Below are 21,223 nucleotides of genomic sequence, written 5' to 3' on the forward strand. Positions count from 1 at the left end.
CCTGTTTTTTGACTGCTCTGTTTTCTTTTACCTTAGCACGGCTTTCCGCATTAGGGAATCACACATCGTTACGGCTGTAGCGGACCCCAAGATGGGTCAGACGCACCGCCTTGCAATGGCACCGCTTTAAGGTTCCGCCCAGAGATATCGACAGAGTACATCGACGATGTACCACCTGCCCCTTGGGTTTCGCGGCTGAACATGATTACGCGTCCATTGGGCGACCATGTAGGACCTTCATCAAGGAAAGAGGAGGTCAGCAAACGCTCTTCCGATCCATCAATACGCATCACGCCAATGTGGAACCGCCCGGCGTTTTGCTTGGTAAACGCCACTAAATCACCGCGCGGCGACCAAACAGGTGTGCCATAGCGCCCTTGCCCAAAGGAAATGCGGCGCGCTTCGCCACCATTGGCGGACATCACGTAAAGCTGCTGATTACCGGAGCGGTCACTTTCAAATACGATCTGGCTGCCATCGGGTGAAAGGCTGGGCGCTGTTTCAATCGACGGCGCAGATGTCAGGCGCACGTGTTGGCCTGTAGACAGGTCCGTGCGGTAAATATCAGTATTGCCGCCATTGGACAGGCTATAGATCACTTGGCGTCCATCACGCGAAAAGCGGGGGCTAAAGGCCATTTCGCCCGGCGCGGTCTGCAATTGCTGGCGACCGACATTGGCCACGTTCAGAACATTAATACGCGGGAACCCGCTTTCAAAGCTGGTATATAGCACACGGTCACCATTGGGCGAAAAGCGGGGTGCCAGCACGATACTGCTGCTATCGGTCAGGAACTGCACATTTGCGCCATCAAAGTCCATAATTGCAAGGCGCTTTTGGCGATTATCTTTTGGTCCACTTTCGGACACAAAGACAACACGGCTATCGAAATAGCCCCCCTCGCCCGTAATCCGGCTATAAACGGCATCGGACACTTTGTGGCCCATCCGACGCCAGCCATCGACTGTGCCCGCAAATTGCAGCCCCTGCCCCAGCTCTTGCCCCGAAAAAACATCATAAAGGCGAAACTTCACCGACAACTGGTTGCCGTTCACATTCACAGCCCCCACGATCAACGCCTGCGCATTGATGGCGCGCCAATCGGGGAAAGCGACCGGCTGCACAAAGGAACTGACTTGGCTGATGAACGCGGTTGCAGGGACTTCCCGGAACAGACCCGTTCCGGCCAAATCCTGCACGACAAGGCGCGAGATGTCAGATGCAGCTTGCTGAGCGGCGGGGCTTTCGGCCTCGAAACTGGGCACAGCAAAGGTGATCGGTTCGATTACACCATCTGTAATGGTCAGCCGCAATGGCCCGTTCTGGGCCAATACCGGTCCTGCCAGCATCAGTGCCACCAATAGGGTCAAAAGTCGTTTCATCATCTTTGCCTCACTCCGCCTGTCCGGGTTCGCGCCCAAAACTGCTCTTTCTTGCTTCGTTATAGCAGGGGGAAAAATTCAAGTCTCCTCACCTGCGCGTGTCTTTGCCTATCTCAAACGCATGCCGCTGGGATCAAAGGTGATCACAACATCCTGCCATTGGTCGTATTTATCCGCAGGTAGCTGGTAACCACCTGATTGACAGCGCAAGATCGCGCGGCGCGCGGCCTCAAACGCAGTATTTGTCGCAGCTTGGTCACCGTCCGACGAAATCAGGCGCACCTCATTGCCCTGTACGCGGCCCTCGCGATCAAGACTAAAGCCGACCTCAACAGTCACGCGTGCTGCGACTGACCCCGGATCAACATTCCAACAGCGGTTTACTGCGACGCGAAAACTGTCACGCTCGGCCCCGGTCATGGGGGGACCTGCGGCAACCGCAGGTGCGTCAGGTGTCGCACTCAAAGCAGCCTCCAAAGCGGCTGCGACATCATCCTGAGTGGGTTCTGGGTCTGCTGCTACTGGTTCTTCTTGTGCAGGTTGCTCTGCACTTGCCGTTTCGACTGGCGGCGTCGGACGGCTCGGCCGGGCAATGGGGCGGACAGAGGCCAAATCTTCAATCACTATGGCTGTCGTCGTCTCTTCCGGCGCGGTCGCCTCCTGCTCTTCTTGAACAACTGCAGCCTCCGCACTGTCATCCGGCACAACTTCGTCGCGGACGACGTCATCAACATTCGCATCCGGCGGCGGCGGCGCGTTAATAGTGGACGCTACGGTGGGGGCCTGCGGTGGGGTTTGCGTTTCACTCACCTCGACATCCGGGGTTGGTGGCGGTGCAATAGGCGGTGCCGGTTCGGCCGGGGGCGCATCTGTCACTTCAGCTTCCGGGGGCGCCGGCGGCGGTGGCGGTGGTGGCGCTTCGGTTTCGGGTGGTTCGACGGGCTCTGGCGGCGGCGCTATCTCGGCGGGTTCTTCTTCGGCCGGCGGCGGCGGGGTCGCATCGTCAACAATAGGCGGCACAGGGGCCGTCGGGTCCGCATCACCAGGCACTGGTGTGGTGCGCGCGCGCATTTGTTCAAACTCTTCACCGGACACAACGGACACATCCATCGTCTGGATTTCCAGCGGCTCGGACGTCAGCCCCCAGCCGACAATCAGCCAGCCGATCAGCCCGACGTGGCCAACCCCTGAAATGATGGTGCCTGGGCTCGCCATGATCTAACCGTCAGCGCCGCCTGCTGTGGGCGGCGCGATATCCGTCACCAATCCGATATCGGAAAATCCACCCGCATTCAGCAAACCCATGATCTGCGCGACACGGTTCCAGTCATTGCGGCCATCTGCGCGTAGGAAAATCTTGTTGCTGGTGCGTTCGGCGGCGATGGCGGTTAAACGCGCGACCAATTCTTCCTCGGTCGTGTCCGTTTCCTGAATCATTACGCGCCCATCATTGGTGATGGTCACAGTCAGCGGTTCTTCGTCATCACCGGGCAGCGCTGTGGCAGAGGTTTCCGGTAACTCCACCGGCACACCGACAATCGACAACGGCGCAGCGACCATGAAGATAATCAAAAGCACCATCATGACATCCACGAAAGGCGTCACGTTGATTTCGGACATCGGTTTACCCTTGCGCGAACGCCTGCGGCGGCGTCTGCCACCGTCATCGCCCGAATTCATTACTCCAGCGCCCATAATCAGCTATCCAACTGACGGCTAAGGATGGTGGCGAATTCATCGGCAAAAGCTTCATAACCGCTGACAATCTGGTCGCTGTCCGCCGAAAACTTGTTGTAATAAATCACGGCGGGGATCGCGGCCAAAAGGCCAAGGCCGGTCGCCAAAAGCGCCTCGGCAATGCCGGGGGCCACGACCGCAAGGTTGGTTGTCTGCGCCTCGGCAATCTCGATAAACGCGTTCATGATACCCCAAACGGTGCCAAACAAGCCAACAAAGGGTGCCGTCGATCCCACAGTCGCAAGGATGGGCAGCCCCTTTTGCAAGCTGGACGCCTGTTTCGCGATAGCGACATCCATAGATCGGTCGATCCGCGCTGTGGCACCCGCAATCAATCCCCCGTCCTGCCTGTGCGACCTGCGCCATTCCAACATACCCGAGGCGAATATCTTTTCCGACTGCCCGTCCGGATCCGCACCGATTTGATCGAAAAGTGCGTCCAGCGGCTCTCCCGACCAGAAAGACCGGTCGAAAACATCCGCTTCAGCGCGTGCTTTGCGGTATTGGATTGTTTTATCAATAATCACAGCCCAACACCAAACTGAGGCTGCAACCAACATGATCATAACGATTTTTACGGTAATTGTGGCGCGTGCGAATAACGCCCACATGGTGAATTCCTGTGCTGCTTCCATATGCCTGCTCTGCCTATAGGCCCGATTTTGGGCTCTGATTATGGCAGAGCGTAGCGCATCATCGTGCAGAAATCCAACCAATCCCGCATCACATCTGCGAAAACGAGGCGTTTTTAGTGGGTAGGGCGGCGGATCACTGCCGGAAGACGGGCCACTGCACCTTCTTCGGTCATACAAATGATCGTCAAGATGGCCGAGAATAGTAATGCCTCGCCACGCATCACATCCTGTTTGACGACCAAGCGCGCGCCCGATCCCGGCTCCATCTTGGTGACGACGACAAGTTCATCGTCGTATTTCGCCGGCGACAGATAATCCGCTTCAACACGGCGCACGGCAAAGACCAGCCCATCAGCTTTCATCTGCACTTGATCAATACCCAACGCACGCACCCATTCGCTGCGCGCACGTTCGATGAATTTCAGGTAGTTGGCGTAATAGACGATACCCGCCAAATCAGTGTCTTCATAATACACGCGGATCGGGAAACGGTGAGTCATGAGGGGGGCCTTATTCTGGCAGCCAATCGCAACGCATGGCTGGCGTCCTGCACCGCAGCGGGCATGACCGGATCGTAGGCCGCACGGATCACATCTGCAATTTCGGGGCGCAAAACGGCGTTGCCTTCAATCAAAGCAAGGGGCGGGTGTTCATCAAATGCCGTATCGGACCAAAGCAAAATTGTCTGTACGGCCTGACTTAACGCCAGCGTATCTGCGGCAACGGCGGCCATATGCGCATCCATGCGCAAAAACACAAAAGCCGCCCGAATGGCGCCCGCCTCATCAAACCTGAAAATGCGGTATTGATTGGCATCCGCCTGTTTCAACTTGCCCACCAGTGGCGCCAAATCAGGCACAAGCTGGTCAAGATGCGGCACCTCTGACAGCTCGTCCCATTGCTGGCAGAAAAAGATCATCAGGTTCGCACCCAATTCAGGATCCGTTTCCGCCATCTGATGCGATGCCAAACTTACCACCGCCTCGATCGCGCCTTTGAACACGCCAAGCGAGGCCGCGTCTACGCCAAACACCACAGGCACAATCGGTCGTCCCCAGCGCGCAAAGACATATGCCCCATCTGCGCGGGTAAAAAGGCGCTCAATCTGTTGGCTGTCTGTGTTCATTAAACTTCCGCCGGAGGTTTCACGCCTCTTACCCAAATAAATCCGTCTGCGATTTCGGCGCATCCAGCCCCAAATGCGCCCAGGCCGCCTGCGCCAACATGCGGCCACGCGGCGTTCGCTGAATCAATCCTTTTTGCAACAAATAGGGTTCGATCACGTCTTCCAGACTATCGCGGCTTTCAGATAAGGCCGCCGATAGCGTTTCAACACCAACGGGTCCACCCCCATAGCTTTCCGCGATCAAACGCAGATACCGGCGGTCTGCATTATCAAGCCCCAGATGATCGACACCAAGCCGGGTCAGCGCGCGATCTGCAATCTGTTGGGTAACGGTGCCATCGCCTTCGACAATTGCAAAATCCACCACACGGCGCAGCAAACGGCCCGCGATCCGCGGCGTCCCGCGGGCGCGGCGTGCAATCTCGCGCGCGCCTTCGGGCGATGCAGGCGCGCCCATCAGCCGCGCGCCGCGTGTAACGATCTCATGCAGCTCATCTTCAGTGTAAAACTCCAGCCGCGTTGGAATGCCAAAGCGGTCACGCAAAGGCGTGGTCAGCAGGCCCATCCGGGTCGTGGCACCGACCAACGTAAAGGGCTGCAACTCAATCCGCACGGTCCGCGCGGCGGGGCCTTCACCAATCACCAGATCAAGTTCGAAATCCTCAAGTGCGGGATAAAGCACCTCTTCAACCGCTGGGTTCAACCGATGAATTTCATCGATAAACAGCACATCACGCGCTTCCAGATTGGTCAGGATTGCCGCCAGATCACCGGCCTTAGCCAGCACCGGGCCAGAGGTCATGCGAAAATTCACGCCCAATTCCCGCGCCATGATCTGTGCCAGCGTGGTTTTACCCAGACCGGGTGGGCCGTGAAACAGCGTGTGATCCATCGCCTCGCCCCGGCGGCGGGCGCTTTCGATAAACACCGACAAGTTTGCGCGCGCCGCTTGCTGTCCGATGAACGCATCAAGCGTTTGCGGGCGCAAAGCGCGATCCGCGTCTTCTGGTTGTGGCTCTGGGCGCAAAGTGGGGTCAGGCTGGTCCATGGCGCACCCCTACCCTTTTGGCGCCAGCAACTTCAAGGCGGCGCGGATCAGCGCAGATGTATCCGCATCAGGCGCTGCACCTGCGGCTTCGGCCACGGCGCTTGCGGCTTCGCCCGGTGCGTACCCCAGATTGCCCAAAGCCGAAAGTGCTTCGGCAGATGCGGCATTTGCTTTCGGTGCAGCGGCGCGCTGCACAGGTGCTGTGGGTTCAGCCTCGATAACTGCATCGCCTTGCGCTTCTGCCACAGCGCCCCCCATCGCCATCACGCCGGGGGCCTTGTCTTTCAGTTCTATTGTGACGCGCTGTGCCGTCTTGGGACCCACGCCTTTGGCCTTGGCCACGGCATTCCAGTCACCCAATGCAATGGCACGGCTGACGCCTTCGGCACCCAATGTTCCCAAAATCGCCATGGATGCCTTTGCGCCAATGCCTTGGACGGACATCAACAGGCGATGCCATTCCTTTTCCACCAAAGTGGTAAACCCAAACAGCTGTAGATTATCCTCACGCACCAGCAGGTCAGTAAACAGCGCAACAGCCTCACCATTGCTTGTCAAACCGGCCATGACGCGTTCCGAGACGTAAACAATGTATCCCACGCCGCGCACATCAATCAGCACGTGATCCGTGCTGCGGTATTCCAGCCGCCCTGCAATTTTACCAATCATGCTGACGCCTTTGCGAGCGCAGCAGCAAGGCTACCTGCCGATTGCACATAGAAGGAATGGCAAATCGCGATGGCCAACGCATCGGCGGCATCGGGCCCAGCCAATTGGACGCCCGGCAATTGCACTTTCACCATATGCGCAATCTGCGCCTTATCGGCATGGCCTACACCGACAACAGCTTTCTTTACCGCATTTGGCGCATATTCACCCACGACCAGACCGGCCTGCGCGGGGACAAGCATGGCAATGCCGCGCGCCTGCCCCAGCTTGAGGGTGCCTGCGCCATCTTTATTGACGAACGTCTGCTCAACCGCCGCCGCCTGTGGCTGATGCTGCGTCAGCACCGCAGTCAGTTGCTGATGTAATGATAAAAGGCGTGCGGCAAGGTCATCACCCTGCGACCTGCAAACACCGTTGGCCACATGGCCCAGCCGCGATCCTGATACTTCGATCACGCCCCACCCCATGTTCCGCAGGCCCGGGTCGATGCCTAAAACGCGCATTGCTCGCCTCTTTTTTTGTTCTGTGTTTATCGCTAGCACAAAACGCGAACAAAGACCAAGCGCATTGGTTTCCAATGTGTTATTTACGCGATGTCAAAAGTGCGGTGCGCGTACTTTTGCACCTTAAGACCGCCACGCAAGTAACCGCTTTTCGATAAGACCAATAACAGTGCTCAGGATGACACCCAGAAGCGACAAAATCACAACCCCGGCGAACAAGCGTTCCAGATCGTAAAGCGACCCTGCCTGAAGAATATATGCGCCAATACCATATTCTGCGCCGAGCATTTCAGCTGCAACCAGCAAGATGATGGCGATGGCCAGTGAAATGCGCAGCCCCGACAAGATGCCGGGCATCGCGCCGGGCAACACGATTTTGCGCACAATGGAAAACCACGACAGACCAAAGCTTTGCCCCATACGGATCAACGAGCGGTCGACGTTGTCAACAGCACCATAGGTCGCCACAACGGTTGGTGTGAACGTCCCAAAGGCGATAAGCGCATATTTAGACGCTTCATCAATGCCAAACCAAATCACAAATAGCGGTAAAAGTGCGATTTTGGGGATCGGAAAGATGGCAGCGACAAGCGGGACCAATCCAGCACGGACATAGGAAAACAGTCCGATCATAACACCCACAGCAATGCCAATCGACGCGCCAATAGCGCCACCTATGGCAAGACGGCTGAGCGATGGCGCGAGATGTTTGAACAGTAATCCTGTTTCCCAAAGCTCACCAAACGCGGCCAAGACATCAGAGGGCTTTGGCAGGGTGAGTGACGATATAAAACCGGTTTGCGTTGCGATTTCGATGCCTGCAATCAAAACTATAAAGACGGCAAAGCCGACCCAGCGCGGCGATTTTGGTGCAAAGCCGCCGCCACGAAAGCGGACTTCGATAGGCTGACTTTTGTGTGCGGCATCAGACATCTAGCAATTCCTCATCAGCGGCGCGGGCTTCTTCGCGCATCAGGTCCCAAAGGTGCTTTTGAATTACCTCAAGGTCAGCATCGCCATAGCCGCGTGCGCCCAACGGTTTGTCAATTTCGACAATCTCGCGGATTGCACCCGGCCGGCGTGACAGGACAACGATGTAATGACCAAGGCGAACAGCCTCGGCCAGATTATGTGTGACATAGACAGCCGTGAACGGCTGGCGCGTCCAAAGTGCCACAAGATCGTCCATCAGCAATTCGCGGGTCTGGCTGTCAAGCGCAGACAAAGGTTCATCCATCAACATCACAGCCGGATTAACGGCCAAAGCACGGGCAATGGCGACACGCTGTTTCATGCCGCCCGATAGCTGACGGGGCAGTGCGTTACTGAAATCGCTCAGCTTGGTGCGTGCCAGCACATCGTCGATAGTGGCATCTGCACGAGCCCCGCGAATACCGTGATCTTCCAATACAAGCGAAATGTTCCCCTGTACGCTGCGCCAAGGCAGAAGTGCAAAATCCTGAAAGATATACGTCAGCGGATTGAGACAATCCGCCGGTGGGGTACCAAGCTGCAAAACACGGCCCTGGGAAGCGCGCTCCAACCCGCCGATCAGACGCAGCAATGTGGATTTGCCACAGCCCGATGGACCGACAAGACAGACAATGCGGCCTGCCGGTATCTCAAGCGAGATATCGCGCAGCACCTCGGTCTCGCCATAGGCATGGCTGATTGCATCCAGACGAATGTCCATGAACCGCTCCTTCACACATTGTGGCGGGCGGCACCAAGGCACCGCCCGCCATAAGGACCTTAAGCCGTGTAGGTTTCAACGTAGCTTGGGTCGACAATCGTATCGAGCGTGATATCCGCATCGACCAGATCTTCGGACTGGAACCAGCTTAGCTGATCTTGCAGCGACGCCGTATTCATTCGCGCGCCTTCGTTGATACGCATGGTGCCGTTGATGATGGATGGCGCGGCGCGGTCACGCTCGCGATCTGTGTAGACATATTTATGGATCAGATCGACCATTTCATCCATGCCTTCCTGACCGCCCGCACCGTCAATCATGGTCGCATTATAGTCGGCGGCCCCCATGCTGAAGGCTTTGATGAAATCAGCGGTCTGTTCTTGTTCGTTCGTAGCATTCTCGGTCGATGTGAAGACTGTCGTGACCTGATAGTTGGGCAGGTAATCGGACACATTGCCGATGATATGCACGTCACCTGATCCGGCCAGCGGCTTGGCTATATGCGGCACAATCGACCACGCATCAATCTGGCCCGACTTCAGCGCGCCGATGATCGCGCCAACTTTCTGAAGCGGCGTAAAGGATAGCTCGATCCCCTCTGCCTGCGCGATGCGCGACCCCACATAGTGAAAAGAGGATCCCGCGGTGGAGATACCAAATTTCTTACCGCCCATCTGCGCAGGTGACGTCATACCGCCTTGGAACGCCGCATCGGACGCCAAGATTTTTTGACCGTCGATCCCCGGTTCTTCGCTTAGCGCGCCACCGATAACCCTGATCGCCCCGCGATTGGCAAGCGAGATCAAACCGCCCGACATCGCTGTGACCGCATAATCGACATCGCCTGACGCAATCGCGACCGCCATGGGTTGCGCCGCTTGGAAAAAGCGTAGCTCAACATCAAGACCGGCTTGTTCGAAATACGCGCGTTCTGCTGCGATAAAACTTGCCGAATGCGATGTGAAGCGCAACGCACCCACAACGATAGGCCGGTTTTGCGACAGTGCTGGTGTGGCAAGCCCCGTTGTGGCGGCCGCACCAAGCAGACCCATCGTCTGACGTCTGTTAAAAGTGATCATTGTTTCCTCCCTAAATGATCCGGTTTGTTTCAGTCAGGCGCCCAAATCAGCGCCAATTTCGTCGGTGAGAATGGAAAGCGCACAGCTGGTATCACGCGCAATGATCGCGGTTTGCAGATCACTGCGCCTTGCCTTGCGGGCCGCAAAATCAATCCGGCCCTCACGCAAAAGGGCCAGACGAAACCGTCGCGATTGGCCATAAAACCGTGCGGCCATATTGATCAGACGGGGTGACCCGCTTCCCGATATCAGTGCCATGCTCAGATCACGACACGCTTCGTCCCAGCCAAGCGCGGTCAGATCATCCGGGTTGTCCTGAACATTTGCATCGGCGCGATCAACGGCATGTAACGCTGCGATAACCCGGCTTTCCCAAACCACATCACCGCGTTCGAGCGATCGTGCGAGCCCCAGCTTTTCGACTTCAAGCCGGACAAACAAAATATCGCGAAGATCATCTTCGGTCGCGGACGTGACGCGAAACCCACGTTGATTGATGGCTTCGACAACCCCTTCGGCGGACAAGACCCGCAGTGTTTCACGCATGGAGTGATTTGATCCGCCATAGGCCTGACGCAGATCTGTCAATTTCAGTTTCTGATCAGGCCGCAAAACCCCGAACGAAATGTCGCGCCGGATCGCGGAAGCCAGCATTTCAACCACTGTATCGTCATCATCGTTGCGACCGCTGAAGAACACTTTGCCCATCACTCTCTAAAATATTGGATATTTTGGATCGTGTTGGAGGCTGCATGTCAAGGTTGGTTACATAAATCTTGCTCGAAAGCTTTGTTCTTGACGGTAGGCGCGACGCCACTGCGCGGTGCTGTTGACCTATTGTTCAAAGGTCGGAATGCGCCGTTTGTCCGCCTGAATACGACGCTATTAACCCCTTATAAACTAAGGGTTTGCGGCAAAATATGCACAAAAATGAGGCATGCTGAAAACGCATATGACCCTTGCCAAAATGGCACTAGTCATCGCGCGCTATCCCACCTAGATGCGCCTCATGAGATTAGCGCTGCAGGATGCAGCACAAAACTAAGGAATATGGCCATGGCCTCTTTTGACACCAACCGCACCACTGCTGGCCTTTCCGCTGGCAAAACATCTTTCTTCGCAAATATTATTGCGTCTTTTACCGCATGGAACGATGCACGCGTGACACGCAATTCTTTGTCAAAACTGACTGCGCGTGAGCTGGACGATATCGGCCTGTCTTACGGCGACATCGAAAAGATCGCGACACGCACACGCTAAATTCAGCGTATCCGTAAAAGCGAAAGGCCGCGTTCATTGCGAACGCGGCCTTTTCGTTTGTCTGATGTGATGACTTAGTTTTGCGGCAGGATTGTCGCGATACCATCAGCGGCAATAACTGTCACCGGATCAGGCTGCATGACCCATGCGCCAGCTTGTTCAAGAACGCTACCACCCTGCAATGCGGCAACACGCTCAATATATTCGGCCTCGCCAAGATAAGCGAAAAGGAAGCCTTTAAACAAAAATCCAAGGAAAAGAACTGCAAGCAGTCCCTTAAGCGGAAAGCGCGGACGATAAAGCCGTGGCTTTGCAACGATCAAACCATCTGAATTGATAGATTTCACCACGCCATTCGACATCTTGTCGTGGCGGCGCACAATACGCTTTAGTCGTTTATCGAATGGGACCTGGGCTTGCACCTGTTCATCCTCCGGAAATTACGCGAATATATACACTCATAACTTCGCCAATTAATACATATCAAACAAGCTATACCTCAATGACAAGGACACATTTAGTCAGAATTGAGCCTATTTTTCCGCAAAGTTAGCGTTGTCCAGTCAACAATAACCCGTTTTTGGGTAAGATTGAACCCATTTTGCTGATAAACAGCGATCACGTCGTCCGCTTGTTCATTCAGAATCCCCGAGAGAATCGCATAGCCGTCATCCGCTGTATGCGCGCCCAAATCAGGGGCAAGTCCGATAAGTGGCGCTTTGAGGATATTTGCAAAGATCAGATCATAAGGGCCGTTTTCTGTCAGCGCAGGCGCGCCAAAACCCGCAGCCACAACGCAGGTCACGCGGTCCTTTAGACCGTTGCTGATCACGTTGGCTTGCGCAACCTCAACCGCGACCGGATCAATATCGCTGGCCAAAACAGGATGCGGCAACACTTTGGCCGCCGCCATACCCAAGACGGCAGTACCGCAGCCTACATCAAGAATTTTCTCGCCTTCGAACCCATCCGACAACAGCGCGTCAAAGGCCTCTAGACATCCTTTGGTGGTGCCGTGGTGGCCAGTGCCAAATGCCATGGCCGCATCAATCAGCAGGGGGATTTTATCATCTGGCACCTTGTCTGCGTCATGACTGCCATACACAAAAAACCGTCCCGCAGGCACAGGCGCAAGTTCGCGCTGCACCTTTGACACCCAATCCTGTTCGGGGATGTCCGAGATATTGAAAGGTTTGGCCAAATGCAGGGCTGACAGCACGGCCAATCCGCCCGCATCCGGGGCATCCATAAAATACGCCGCGACCTCCCATAAACCCGAACCGTCTTCGATCTCGAAAACGCCGACACCAGTGGGTTCAGGGGTCAGCGTTTCAAGATCATCCGCCAGCCGATAGGCGGCATCCTCGCCCTTGATCGTGGTCAGCGCCGAGTAGCTTGTCATGGTGATACCTTTGTGTTGGGTCGCCTGTCGGTTATGGCGCGTCCTTGTCCGCGTCAAGCAAATCAGGATCGGCCAACACGATTTGCGCCACCTCCTCGGCCCAGCGGGCATAGACCGCAGGTCCGGGGTGAAAACCGTCTGCGGACATGTTGCTTTCGTCCAATCCCATGTCGAATTGCAGGGCAACACAATCCGCGCGCTGTGCGGCAAGCGCATGAAGATATCTGTCAAAACGCGCTGCCTGCCGCCCCAGCACCCAACGTAGCGGATGCGGCAAAAGCGGGAATTGCCCGACCGGCGGCAAACCCGATAAAATAACCTTTGGCTGGCGCAACTGTGACATTAGCCTGTCAACAAGCTCTGTCTGCTGGCGCAGCCATTTGCGCAATGACACACCTTTGGTCACATCATTCACGCCCAGCGCTGTCACGACCACATCATAGCTTTCGCCCGGCAAATCATCGACCCACGTCAGGACATCGGCTGTTTTCGCACCCGTCTTTGCCACCAGATCATAAGAAATGGTGGCATGGTCGCGCAGCCGGGACGTCAGTTGACCCAGCAACGCGTCAGATTGCGTGGTCACGCCAATGCCCAAAGCAGAACTGTCACCGATGATCAAAAGCCGCAGCGGCGGACCACATCCTATGGTCCCACTGCGCAGGCCGGTGGGTTCAGGCAATTCAATATAGTTGGCACGTACATGAACCGCCTGCCCCAGCAGGACCGGCATCAACAGGACCCGCGCAGTGATATCCAGATAATCGCGCGTGGGTTCAGACCCCGACGCCAATCGGACAGGTCACGCCCGTTCCGCCAATACCACAATAGCCGTTGGGGTTCTTGGCCAGATATTGCTGGTGGTAGTCCTCGGCGAAGTAAAACGCGGGGGCCTCAATGATCTCGGTCGTGATGGCACCATAGCCCGCTTGTGACAGGCGCGGGGCGAAAGCCGCTTTCGATGCATCCGCTGCTACCTTTTGCGCCGCTGAATATGTGTAGATACCTGACCGATACTGCGTCCCTGCGTCGTTGCCTTGCCGCATCCCTTGGGTTGGATCATGGCCCTCCCAGAACACCTGCAAAAGCTGATCATAGGATATGATCGTCGGATCATAGATCACGCGCACCACTTCGTTATGGCCGGTCTTGCCAGAGCAGACCTCTTCATAAGTTGCGTTCGGTGTGTATCCACCCGCATACCCCACCATTGTCGATTGCACGCCGTCCAGTTTCCAAAACATCCGCTCGACACCCCAAAAACAGCCCATACCAAACATGGCTTCTTCCATGCCCGCAGGCACTTCGCCTGTGAGGGGGGTATCGAAAACGAAATGCGTGCTTGCTGTCGGGATCGCAGTGGGGCGACCGGGCAAGGCGGCATCTTGGCCGACCATTTCAGACTTTGCGCGGGACATAAAAAACATCAGTGTGCTCCTTGTTTCTGACCTTTCAGATAGGGCGTTTGCACCACTTTACCAAGACCGCAGTTTGCCACGTCTTTGTGAGCAAATTTTTCAGAAACCTTGAAAATCAACGTATCAGCTCCCAATTGTATACTTATGCATACCAAGGTTTCTATTTCAGCCAATTCAATTGCCCGCCCCATGCTGGCGGCATCTGTTGGCCTGACACGGCATGCATCCTTGGGCAGCAAACTCTAGCGCCACTAACAACCAATAGATCGAAAATCATCAGGGGCGCGCCTGCGCGACCCCCTTCAACAGGAGTGTGTAATCATATGACTGGTGCAATTATCGTCGTGGCTTTTTCATTTTATATTTTGGAGTTCATTATTGGCTGGGGCCTGCAACAAGCGGGGATTTCAGCACCTTGGGCTTCCATGATCATCCCGCCGCTGCTTGGCGGATTATGCGGGGGTATGCAGTTCGCCCGCACTGAACGGCGCGGCATGCGTATCCCGCGCAGGCTGTCATGTGCGTTTAGCAGCTGTCTGGCCATCGTCTTTGCACCATTGCTGTTCGCCTTTGCGGTGCTGCTGATACATGCAATTGCTGGCGGCCTCAGCTTTCTGCCCCTGGTGCCAAACATCGCATCATTCCTGACTTTGGCCGGATTGATCCAGATGGCTGTTTTTACACTTTACGGGCTGCCGGCGATCTTCATTGGTCTGACAGCGGGACAATGGCTACAGTACAAAAGAATGATACAATAGTTTTATTCGGCCGCCGCCAAAAGCCGCCCTTGAAACACGGTCTCATGACCGGGGGCGGGGTGGCGTGGGATCAGCAGTGACAGCAAAAGCGAGATAATGGCCATCGCAGCAGCCATCAAAAACACCAGACCCGGCGATTGCAGCCAGACATAGCCCAGAAGCGCCGGCAAAAAGACAGCTGCAATGTGGTTAATGGTGAACGCCACGGCAGCAGTGGGTGCGATATCCTGCGGATCAGCGATTTTCTGGAAATATGTCTTGATCGCCAGCGCGAGGCTGAAAAAAAGGTGGTTAATAATGTAGAGTGCTGTCGCAAGCATGACGCCCCACCCGAAGTAATAGATCCCGCCGTAAGCAAAGAACACGAGACAAAGACCTGCATATTCGAAAACCAGCGCGCGACGTTCCCCAAACACCTGTACCAGCTTACCCAAAAGCGGGGCCACCAGCATATTGATCAACAGCGTGACCATGAAAAGCTTGGTGATGTCGTCAACGGCAAAGCCAAACTGTTCGACCATCATAAAGCCCGCAAAGACCACAAAAACCTGCCGCCGCGCACCCGACATGAATTGCAGCGCGTAATAAAGCCAATACCGCTTGCGCAAGATCATCTTTTTGATTTGCGGATGGGGGGCTTCGAACTGTGGATAGGCCAGCAGACAGATCGTCGCGACCACGGCTGTAAACCCGCCTGACAGCCAATAGACGATGCTGTAGGTCAGGCCAAAGCGATCCCAACTGATGACGATTAGCAGATACACCACCAGCGTGGCCGCAGAGCCGGCTGATAGGATCCAACCAAGGGTTTGCGGCGCTTTCTTCTTGTCGATCCACTGCAATTGCAGCGACTGATTGACGGTCTCATAGTAATGAAAGCCAATTGAAGACAGCATCGTCACCGCCAAAATGCCACCCATCTGCGGAAATTGCGCGGTCACAGCCGTAGCAGCCCCCAACATGATCAAGGCCACCAGCCCCAACACCTGCTCTCGGATAAACATGATCAGCGCGATGACCCCAATCGCGAAAAAGCCTGGGATTTCGCGGACCGTGTGCAGCCAGCCGATGTCAGAGCCATCAAACTCCGCGACCTCAATCACGAAGTTATTAAGCAGCGCCGACCATGTCGCAAAGGCAATCGGCATCGCCATTGCCATCACAAACAAAAGCGACGTTGGCCTGCGCCAAAGCGGGAGGGTATGCGCTTCTTCAAGGCGGATAATGTTCATGAAAATAGGCTTACGCCTATTGGGTCGTGAAAGCGAGAACGAAGAAAGCAGCTATGAACATGTGATGTTCAGCGTCTTCGAACAATGCAAAGGACCGCTTCGAGCCCAATGTGTCTGTAGGCTTGGGTGATTTGCAGTTGCCATTTGTGTAGCTAAAAGACAGTTTTGGATGATGAAAAAAGTTCACCCGAAGATCAATACTAACAGGCTCAGGGAAATCGGATGGTCTCTGTGGGACCCTATCGGTTTGAACAAGACAATGGGTGGCTGGAAAGGTCGACCGTTCGAAGATGAATATGATACCTACTTAGCTAAGGCTGCGGGAATGTTGCGAAATAATAGCGATTTTACCGAAGTTGTTGACTATCTTTTCTTCATTCAATCGCAGCATATCGGCATGGGTCCCAAAGAAATTGACCTTCGAATTCGAACAAAGCTGTTGGCGGTCGTTCAAGCAATCTCCGACGATCCATTGATATGGCGCAAGCCTTAAAAACAGAGACCTATGCTTGCGAATTAGATTACAGCTTTGTCCGCAAAGCACACAGATCGCTCGCAAGACATTTAGCCACACCACACACATCATTGATCCACATCAAAGATATTCCCAGAGGACCGCTTACAAGCAATCCTGCGAACAGAACTCTAGCCTTGTAGGTCATCCATGTCCTCATCCGAAAACCAACCACTCTACGCCCCGCGTGAGCCTATTTTTCCGCGCCGCGTCAAAGGGTTTTACCGGAACCTGAAATGGTGGGTGATGGCTGTGACATTGGGCATTTACTACCTGACACCCTGGATCAGGTGGGACCGCGGCCCGAACCTGCCCGATCAGGCGGTTCTGATCGATATGGCGCACCGCCGTTTCTATTTCTTCTGGATCGAGATTTGGCCGCATGAATTCTACTTCGTCGCAGGCCTGCTTATCATGGCCGGGCTGGGTTTGTTTCTCTTCACTTCGGCCTTGGGCCGCGTTTGGTGCGGCTATACCTGCCCTCAAACCGTCTGGACCGATCTTTTCATTCTTGTTGAACGCTGGATTGAAGGCGATCGTAACGCGCGGGTTCGCCTTTGGAATGCAGATTGGTCTTTGCGCAAAACCCGGCTTCGCCTCACAAAATGGACTGTTTGGCTGCTGATTTCAGTGGCAACAGGCGGTGCTTGGGTCTTCTATTTCGCCGACGCGCCAACCTTGGCTGTCAATCTTGCGACATTCAACGCACCCCCTATCGCGTGGGCAACAATCGCTGTTCTGACCGCCACCACCTTTCTTTTTGGTGGCTTCATGCGCGAACAGGTATGTAACTATATGTGCCCTTGGCCGCGTATTCAGGCCGCGATGATGGACCCTGAAACCCTGACCGTCGCCTACCGTGAATGGCGGGGTGAACCGCGGGGCAAACAACGCGTCGAAGGGGCGGGCGATTGTATCGACTGCATGGCCTGCGTGAACGTCTGCCCGGCGGGCATCGATATTCGTGAAGGCCAGCAGATGGAATGCATCACTTGTGCGCTGTGTATCGACGCCTGCGACGACGTGATGGACAAGATCGGCAAACCGCGTGGCCTGATCGATTATCTGGCACTGTCGGATCAGGAAGAAGAGGCCAAGGGCAAGCCTGCCAAAAAGCTGTGGCAGCATGTCTTTCGCTTTCGCACCATTCTATACACAACGATGTGGGCCGCCATTGGGTTTGGCCTTGTCTTTGCGCTGTTTATCCGCGCCGATATTGAAATGACCGTCGCTGCGGTACGCAATCCGACCTTCGTGACATTGTCCGATGGCACGGTCCGCAACATCTATGATATTCGCCTGCTGAACAAACATGGTGAGGATCGAGAATTTCACCTGTCACTGACCTCAGACGACATCCTGCGCATTGATCTTGAGGGCACGGCCCAGCGCAGCATTATCGTGCCCGCCAATGAAACCTACCTACAGCGCGTTTACGTATCTGCCCGCCCGATTGACCCTGCATCAACCACCGACCGCACGGAATTGCGGTTCTGGGTCGAAGATCTGGTGTCTGGCGAACGCGCGCACAAAGACGCAATCTTTAACGGGAGAGCCCAATAATGACACGTGAGTTTACTGGATGGCACATGCTGGGTCTTATGGTCGGCGGTTTTGGGATTATTATCGCGGTCAATCTGACGCTGGCATGGAATGCCATCGCGACATTTCCAGGTGTCGAGGCCCGCAATTCCTATGAGGTCAGCCAAAGGTTCCAAGCTGACCGCGCCGCGCAAAACGCCCTGCGTTGGGATGTAAGTGCTGATATCGCGGATGGCGTCCTGACCGTCGCAATCTTTGACCACATGGGCGCCCCTTTGCAGGTTGAAGTCACCCGCGCGGTTCTGGGGCAAGCGACAAACGTCAACATGGACACTGTGCCTGATTTTACGTGGACTGGTGCGGCCTACACGGCCCCCGTCACGATGACCGAAGGCTACTGGAACCTGCGGCTTGAGTTGTTGGCACCTGACGGCACCAAGTTCCGCCGCCGCTTTCCCATCACCGCGAAATGAGCGATACTGCGATTTGTCCGGCCTGTGTAGGCTTGCCTGAAGGGCAGCTTGAAAAAGCGGCCTCGAACGGTACCGCACAGATCGTCCTATCACTGCCCGGCATCCACTGCGTTGCTTGCATCAGCGGTGTGGAACGCGCCTTGCGCGCGGTGGACGGGGTTGCCAATGCACGCGTCAACCTCAGCATGAAGCGGGTGACCGTTGGTACCAACCAGCCCGTTTCGCCCGAAGCCTTGATCGACACGCTGGAACTGGCCGGGTTTGAGGCGCGTATCCTTGATACCAGCATGCTTGGCACGGAAACTGATGCTTATGGGCGCGGTTTGATGACACGGCTTGCGGTGTCCGGTTTTGCCAACATGAACATTATGCTATTGTCTGTTGCCGTCTGGTCCGGGGCCATTGGTGCCACGATGCATATGTTCCACTGGATCACCGCAATGATCGCGATACCGGCGCTGATCTATGCAGCACAACCGTTCTTTGCCAGCGGGTGGCGGTCATTGAAAGTTGGCCGTCTGAACATGGACGTTCCCATCTCATTAGCGATTTTGCTGGCCTCGGGCATATCGCTTTATGAAACGCTTTATGGCGGGCATCATTCTTATTTCGATGCTGCCGTAACATTGACCTTCTTCCTGCTGATTGGCCGTTATCTGGACCACCGCAGCCGTAAGGCCGCTGCTTCTGCTGCCGCACAACTTGCGGCGCTTGAAGTGCCGCGTGTGATGCGGGTGCGCGACGGGGTTCGTCAAATGGTCGACTTTGCCGATCTGGCGATTGACGATCTGGTACAGGTTCTGCCCGGTGGGCGTATTCCAGTCGATGGTACGGTCATCAAAGGCACCAGCCAAATGGACCGATCACTGCTGACAGGCGAAAGCCAGTTAAGCACTGCAAACGTCGGCGCGACCGTTACAGCTGGTGAAGTGAATATGACCGGCCCTTTGACGATCCGCGCCACCACCGTCGGGGCAGACACAACCTTGCGCAAAATGGTGACGATGGTGGATGAGGCCGAAGCCACCCGTAATCGCTATACCGCTGTCGCGGACAAAGCCGCTGCCCTTTATGCCCCCGTTGTACATTTGCTGGCGCTTGCTGCTTTTGCAGGCTGGATGCTGTATTCCAACGACGTTCGCTTGTCGTTGAACATCGCGGTCGCGGTTTTGATCATCACCTGCCCTTGCGCGATGGGCCTTGCCGTGCCTGCCGTTTCAACAACGGCAGCCGGACGCCTATTCCGGGCGGGTCTGTTAGTAAAGGACGGCACAGCGCTGGAACGGCTGGCAGAGGTGGACACTGTTGTTTTTGATAAAACAGGCACGCTCACTATGCCGGCTGCTGCGCGCGACGCGCTGACGGCGGAAACACAAAGCATCGCCATTGCGCTGACCCAAAACGCAACCCACCCCGTCAGCCAGGCGATTGCTGCATCATTGGACGGGATCACACCTGCCCGACTGGACAAGCAGCAAGAACATGCAGGCAAAGGTCTGAGTGCGAGGTATCGCGGGCAAACGGTCCGGTTGGGATCCGGTGCTTGGCTTGGTGCGGGAAACGGCACCTATATTCAAATCGGTGATAACACACCTCAGAAAATCACACTGCGCTCTGAATTGCGTGATGGGGCCAAAGCGCTTGTGCGCGCGTGGCAGGATGCCGGGTTGGATATCCATCTCGTCTCTGGCGATGATGCAGATGAGACAAAGAAGATCGCTGGCGCGCTGGGGATCAACACCTGGCAAGCCGGAACAAAGCCCGCCGATAAGATCGCCTATATTAATGATCTTTCATCCAAGGGCGCGAAAGTTCTGATGGTTGGTGACGGTTTGAATGATACCGGCGCATTGGCCGCCGCCTATGCCTCTGTTTCGCCTGCGACAGCCGCGGATGCATCGCGCGCGGCATCTGACATTGTATTGCTGAACGATAGTTTGGACCCGTTGATCGAACTGCCGCTTGTTGCACGCGCCGCCCTGCGCCGGATCAAAGAGAACTTTACCATCTCGACCCTTTACAACGTGATTGCTGTGCCGGTCGCATTGGCTGGCTTTGCAACGCCGCTGATTGCCTCTATAGCGATGTCAGCATCATCAATTACTGTATTGCTGAATGCGCTGCGGCTGAAAGGCAGGCTATGAACGTTCTGGTTTTTCTGATCCCTGTTTCGCTGATCCTTGGTGGTATCGGCCTTGCTGCGTTTCTGTGGAGCTTGCGGAACGATCAGTATGAAGACCTGGAAGGCGATGCATGGCGGATATTGTCCGAAGATGACGATGCGCCCACGCCCCGCGACTAAGTAAGTTTACCAAATCCAAAAAATGCGAAATTCCCAGCCATTGGGCTGTTGACAGGCGCATGGCTGATCCTTACCTACGCTGCGTTATCACTCGACATGGTTGAGTGCTAACATGGGAGAAACACGAACTGGAGAAGTTCTGAAATGGCATTTACACCACTTCACGACCGTGTACTGGTCCGTCGCATTGAAGGCGACGAAAAGACAGCAGGCGGTCTTATCATTCCTGAGAACGCAAAAGAAAAGCCAGCAGAAGGCGAAATCGTCAGCGTTGGTGAAGGTGCACGCAAAGACAGCGGTGAGCTGATCGCGATGTCCGTCAAAGCAGGCGACAAAGTACTGTTTGGCAAATGGTCTGGCACCGAAGTCAAGATCGACGGCGAAGACCTGTTGATCATGAAAGAAAGCGACATCCTGGGCATCATGTAAGCCCGGCGATTTCCCTCTCAC

At 55.5% G+C, this 21,223-nt stretch carries 27 protein-coding genes; 8 read left to right on the forward strand and 19 right to left on the reverse strand.

Annotated elements, in window-relative coordinates:
• Positions 1 to 68: 68 nt before the first annotated feature.
• From tolB to RCCS2_RS02320, 13 genes are all read right to left on the reverse strand, one after another.
• Positions 69 to 1,385, reverse strand: a complete 1,317-nt coding sequence (gene tolB, locus RCCS2_RS02260; protein ID WP_008230991.1) for a Tol-Pal system beta propeller repeat protein TolB — start codon at positions 1,383 to 1,385, stop codon at positions 69 to 71.
• 105 nt (positions 1,386 to 1,490) lie between these two features.
• Positions 1,491 to 2,597 carry a hypothetical protein gene (locus tag RCCS2_RS02265; RefSeq protein WP_008230992.1) on the reverse strand — a complete coding sequence of 369 codons (1,107 nt, stop codon included), beginning with the start codon at positions 2,595 to 2,597 and terminating at the stop codon, positions 1,491 to 1,493.
• A gap of 3 nt (positions 2,598 to 2,600) precedes the next feature.
• The gene (locus RCCS2_RS02270) at positions 2,601 to 3,077 is read right to left on the reverse strand and encodes an ExbD/TolR family protein (protein WP_008230993.1); all 477 of its coding nucleotides are present in this window, start codon (positions 3,075 to 3,077) and stop codon (positions 2,601 to 2,603) included.
• Positions 3,078 to 3,079: 2 nt separating this feature from the next.
• Positions 3,080 to 3,754, reverse strand: coding sequence for a protein TolQ (gene tolQ / locus RCCS2_RS02275; RefSeq protein ID WP_008230994.1), 675 nt, complete (start codon positions 3,752 to 3,754; stop codon positions 3,080 to 3,082).
• Between the two features lie 113 nt (positions 3,755 to 3,867).
• Complete coding sequence (ybgC, locus tag RCCS2_RS02280) at positions 3,868 to 4,254, reverse strand: tol-pal system-associated acyl-CoA thioesterase (RefSeq protein ID WP_008230996.1); 387 nt, start codon at positions 4,252 to 4,254, stop codon at positions 3,868 to 3,870.
• Positions 4,251 to 4,880, reverse strand: a complete 630-nt coding sequence (locus RCCS2_RS02285; RefSeq protein ID WP_008230998.1) for a hypothetical protein — start codon at positions 4,878 to 4,880, stop codon at positions 4,251 to 4,253. Before RCCS2_RS02285 ends, ybgC begins: the two co-directional genes overlap by 4 nt.
• Before the next feature lie 28 nt (positions 4,881 to 4,908).
• Complete coding sequence (gene ruvB / locus RCCS2_RS02290) at positions 4,909 to 5,928, reverse strand: Holliday junction branch migration DNA helicase RuvB (protein ID WP_008230999.1); 1,020 nt, start codon at positions 5,926 to 5,928, stop codon at positions 4,909 to 4,911.
• Between the two features lie 9 nt (positions 5,929 to 5,937).
• The gene (ruvA, locus tag RCCS2_RS02295) at positions 5,938 to 6,597 is read right to left on the reverse strand and encodes a Holliday junction branch migration protein RuvA (protein ID WP_008231000.1); all 660 of its coding nucleotides are present in this window, start codon (positions 6,595 to 6,597) and stop codon (positions 5,938 to 5,940) included.
• The gene (gene ruvC, locus RCCS2_RS02300; protein ID WP_008231001.1) at positions 6,594 to 7,100 is read right to left on the reverse strand and encodes a crossover junction endodeoxyribonuclease RuvC; all 507 of its coding nucleotides are present in this window, start codon (positions 7,098 to 7,100) and stop codon (positions 6,594 to 6,596) included. Before ruvC ends, ruvA begins: the two co-directional genes overlap by 4 nt.
• Before the next feature lie 123 nt (positions 7,101 to 7,223).
• A complete protein-coding gene (locus RCCS2_RS02305) occupies positions 7,224 to 8,033 on the reverse strand; it encodes an ABC transporter permease (RefSeq protein ID WP_008231002.1) in 810 nt (269 codons plus the stop codon).
• Complete coding sequence (locus tag RCCS2_RS02310) at positions 8,026 to 8,793, reverse strand: ABC transporter ATP-binding protein (RefSeq protein ID WP_008231003.1); 768 nt, start codon at positions 8,791 to 8,793, stop codon at positions 8,026 to 8,028. Before RCCS2_RS02310 ends, RCCS2_RS02305 begins: the two co-directional genes overlap by 8 nt.
• Before the next feature lie 59 nt (positions 8,794 to 8,852).
• Entirely contained in the window at positions 8,853 to 9,872 is a 1,020-nt protein-coding gene (locus RCCS2_RS02315) for an ABC transporter substrate-binding protein (RefSeq protein ID WP_008231004.1), read from the reverse strand.
• Positions 9,873 to 9,905: 33 nt separating this feature from the next.
• Positions 9,906 to 10,580: a GntR family transcriptional regulator gene (locus RCCS2_RS02320; RefSeq protein ID WP_008231005.1), complete on the reverse strand. Its 675-nt coding sequence runs from the start codon at positions 10,578 to 10,580 to the stop codon at positions 9,906 to 9,908.
• A 342-nt stretch (positions 10,581 to 10,922) separates the two neighbouring features.
• On the opposite strand from RCCS2_RS02320, the gene RCCS2_RS02325 reads away from it, so the two are divergent.
• Positions 10,923 to 11,132, forward strand: coding sequence for a DUF1127 domain-containing protein (locus RCCS2_RS02325; RefSeq protein ID WP_008231008.1), 210 nt, complete (start codon positions 10,923 to 10,925; stop codon positions 11,130 to 11,132).
• A gap of 74 nt (positions 11,133 to 11,206) precedes the next feature.
• Here the strand turns inward: RCCS2_RS02325 and RCCS2_RS02330 are convergent, their stop codons facing one another.
• The 5 genes from RCCS2_RS02330 to RCCS2_RS02350 form a co-directional block, all read right to left on the reverse strand.
• Complete coding sequence (locus tag RCCS2_RS02330; RefSeq protein ID WP_037293066.1) at positions 11,207 to 11,554, reverse strand: hypothetical protein; 348 nt, start codon at positions 11,552 to 11,554, stop codon at positions 11,207 to 11,209.
• 95 nt (positions 11,555 to 11,649) lie between these two features.
• A complete protein-coding gene (locus RCCS2_RS02335; protein ID WP_037293068.1) occupies positions 11,650 to 12,534 on the reverse strand; it encodes a 50S ribosomal protein L11 methyltransferase in 885 nt (294 codons plus the stop codon).
• 31 nt (positions 12,535 to 12,565) lie between these two features.
• Positions 12,566 to 13,327, reverse strand: coding sequence for an SGNH/GDSL hydrolase family protein (locus RCCS2_RS02340; RefSeq protein ID WP_008231012.1), 762 nt, complete (start codon positions 13,325 to 13,327; stop codon positions 12,566 to 12,568).
• The gene (msrA, locus tag RCCS2_RS02345; RefSeq protein WP_008231013.1) at positions 13,311 to 13,961 is read right to left on the reverse strand and encodes a peptide-methionine (S)-S-oxide reductase MsrA; all 651 of its coding nucleotides are present in this window, start codon (positions 13,959 to 13,961) and stop codon (positions 13,311 to 13,313) included. The genes RCCS2_RS02340 and msrA overlap by 17 nt, the downstream gene beginning before the upstream one ends.
• Positions 13,961 to 14,191: a hypothetical protein gene (locus RCCS2_RS02350; RefSeq protein WP_156788402.1), complete on the reverse strand. Its 231-nt coding sequence runs from the start codon at positions 14,189 to 14,191 to the stop codon at positions 13,961 to 13,963. Before RCCS2_RS02350 ends, msrA begins: the two co-directional genes overlap by 1 nt.
• A gap of 84 nt (positions 14,192 to 14,275) precedes the next feature.
• Here RCCS2_RS02350 and RCCS2_RS02355 point away from each other — a divergent pair, with 84 nt between their 5' ends.
• Positions 14,276 to 14,710: a hypothetical protein gene (locus RCCS2_RS02355; protein WP_008231015.1), complete on the forward strand. Its 435-nt coding sequence runs from the start codon at positions 14,276 to 14,278 to the stop codon at positions 14,708 to 14,710.
• A 2-nt stretch (positions 14,711 to 14,712) separates the two neighbouring features.
• Here RCCS2_RS02355 and RCCS2_RS02360 read toward each other — a convergent pair whose 3' ends face one another.
• A complete protein-coding gene (locus RCCS2_RS02360; protein WP_008231016.1) occupies positions 14,713 to 15,942 on the reverse strand; it encodes an MFS transporter in 1,230 nt (409 codons plus the stop codon).
• A gap of 169 nt (positions 15,943 to 16,111) precedes the next feature.
• Here RCCS2_RS02360 and RCCS2_RS02365 point away from each other — a divergent pair, with 169 nt between their 5' ends.
• From RCCS2_RS02365 to RCCS2_RS02390, 6 genes are all read left to right on the forward strand, one after another.
• Complete coding sequence (locus RCCS2_RS02365) at positions 16,112 to 16,435, forward strand: hypothetical protein (RefSeq protein WP_008231018.1); 324 nt, start codon at positions 16,112 to 16,114, stop codon at positions 16,433 to 16,435.
• Between the two features lie 171 nt (positions 16,436 to 16,606).
• On the forward strand, positions 16,607 to 18,019 hold the full coding sequence (gene ccoG, locus RCCS2_RS02370) for a cytochrome c oxidase accessory protein CcoG (protein ID WP_037293070.1): 1,413 nt from the start codon (positions 16,607 to 16,609) through the stop codon (positions 18,017 to 18,019).
• Positions 18,019 to 18,471 (forward strand): FixH family protein, encoded by a 453-nt coding sequence (locus RCCS2_RS02375; protein ID WP_008231022.1) that lies wholly within the window; start codon positions 18,019 to 18,021, stop codon positions 18,469 to 18,471. Before ccoG ends, RCCS2_RS02375 begins: the two co-directional genes overlap by 1 nt.
• Positions 18,468 to 20,615, forward strand: a complete 2,148-nt coding sequence (locus tag RCCS2_RS02380) for a heavy metal translocating P-type ATPase (protein ID WP_008231024.1) — start codon at positions 18,468 to 18,470, stop codon at positions 20,613 to 20,615. Before RCCS2_RS02375 ends, RCCS2_RS02380 begins: the two co-directional genes overlap by 4 nt.
• Positions 20,612 to 20,773, forward strand: a complete 162-nt coding sequence (ccoS, locus tag RCCS2_RS02385) for a cbb3-type cytochrome oxidase assembly protein CcoS (protein WP_008231026.1) — start codon at positions 20,612 to 20,614, stop codon at positions 20,771 to 20,773. The genes RCCS2_RS02380 and ccoS overlap by 4 nt, the downstream gene beginning before the upstream one ends.
• 144 nt (positions 20,774 to 20,917) lie before the next feature.
• The gene (locus RCCS2_RS02390) at positions 20,918 to 21,202 is read left to right on the forward strand and encodes a co-chaperone GroES (protein ID WP_008231027.1); all 285 of its coding nucleotides are present in this window, start codon (positions 20,918 to 20,920) and stop codon (positions 21,200 to 21,202) included.
• Positions 21,203 to 21,223 lie beyond the last annotated feature (21 nt).

The organism is Roseobacter sp. CCS2 (assembly GCF_000169435.1).
GTDB lineage: Bacteria > Pseudomonadota > Alphaproteobacteria > Rhodobacterales > Rhodobacteraceae > Yoonia.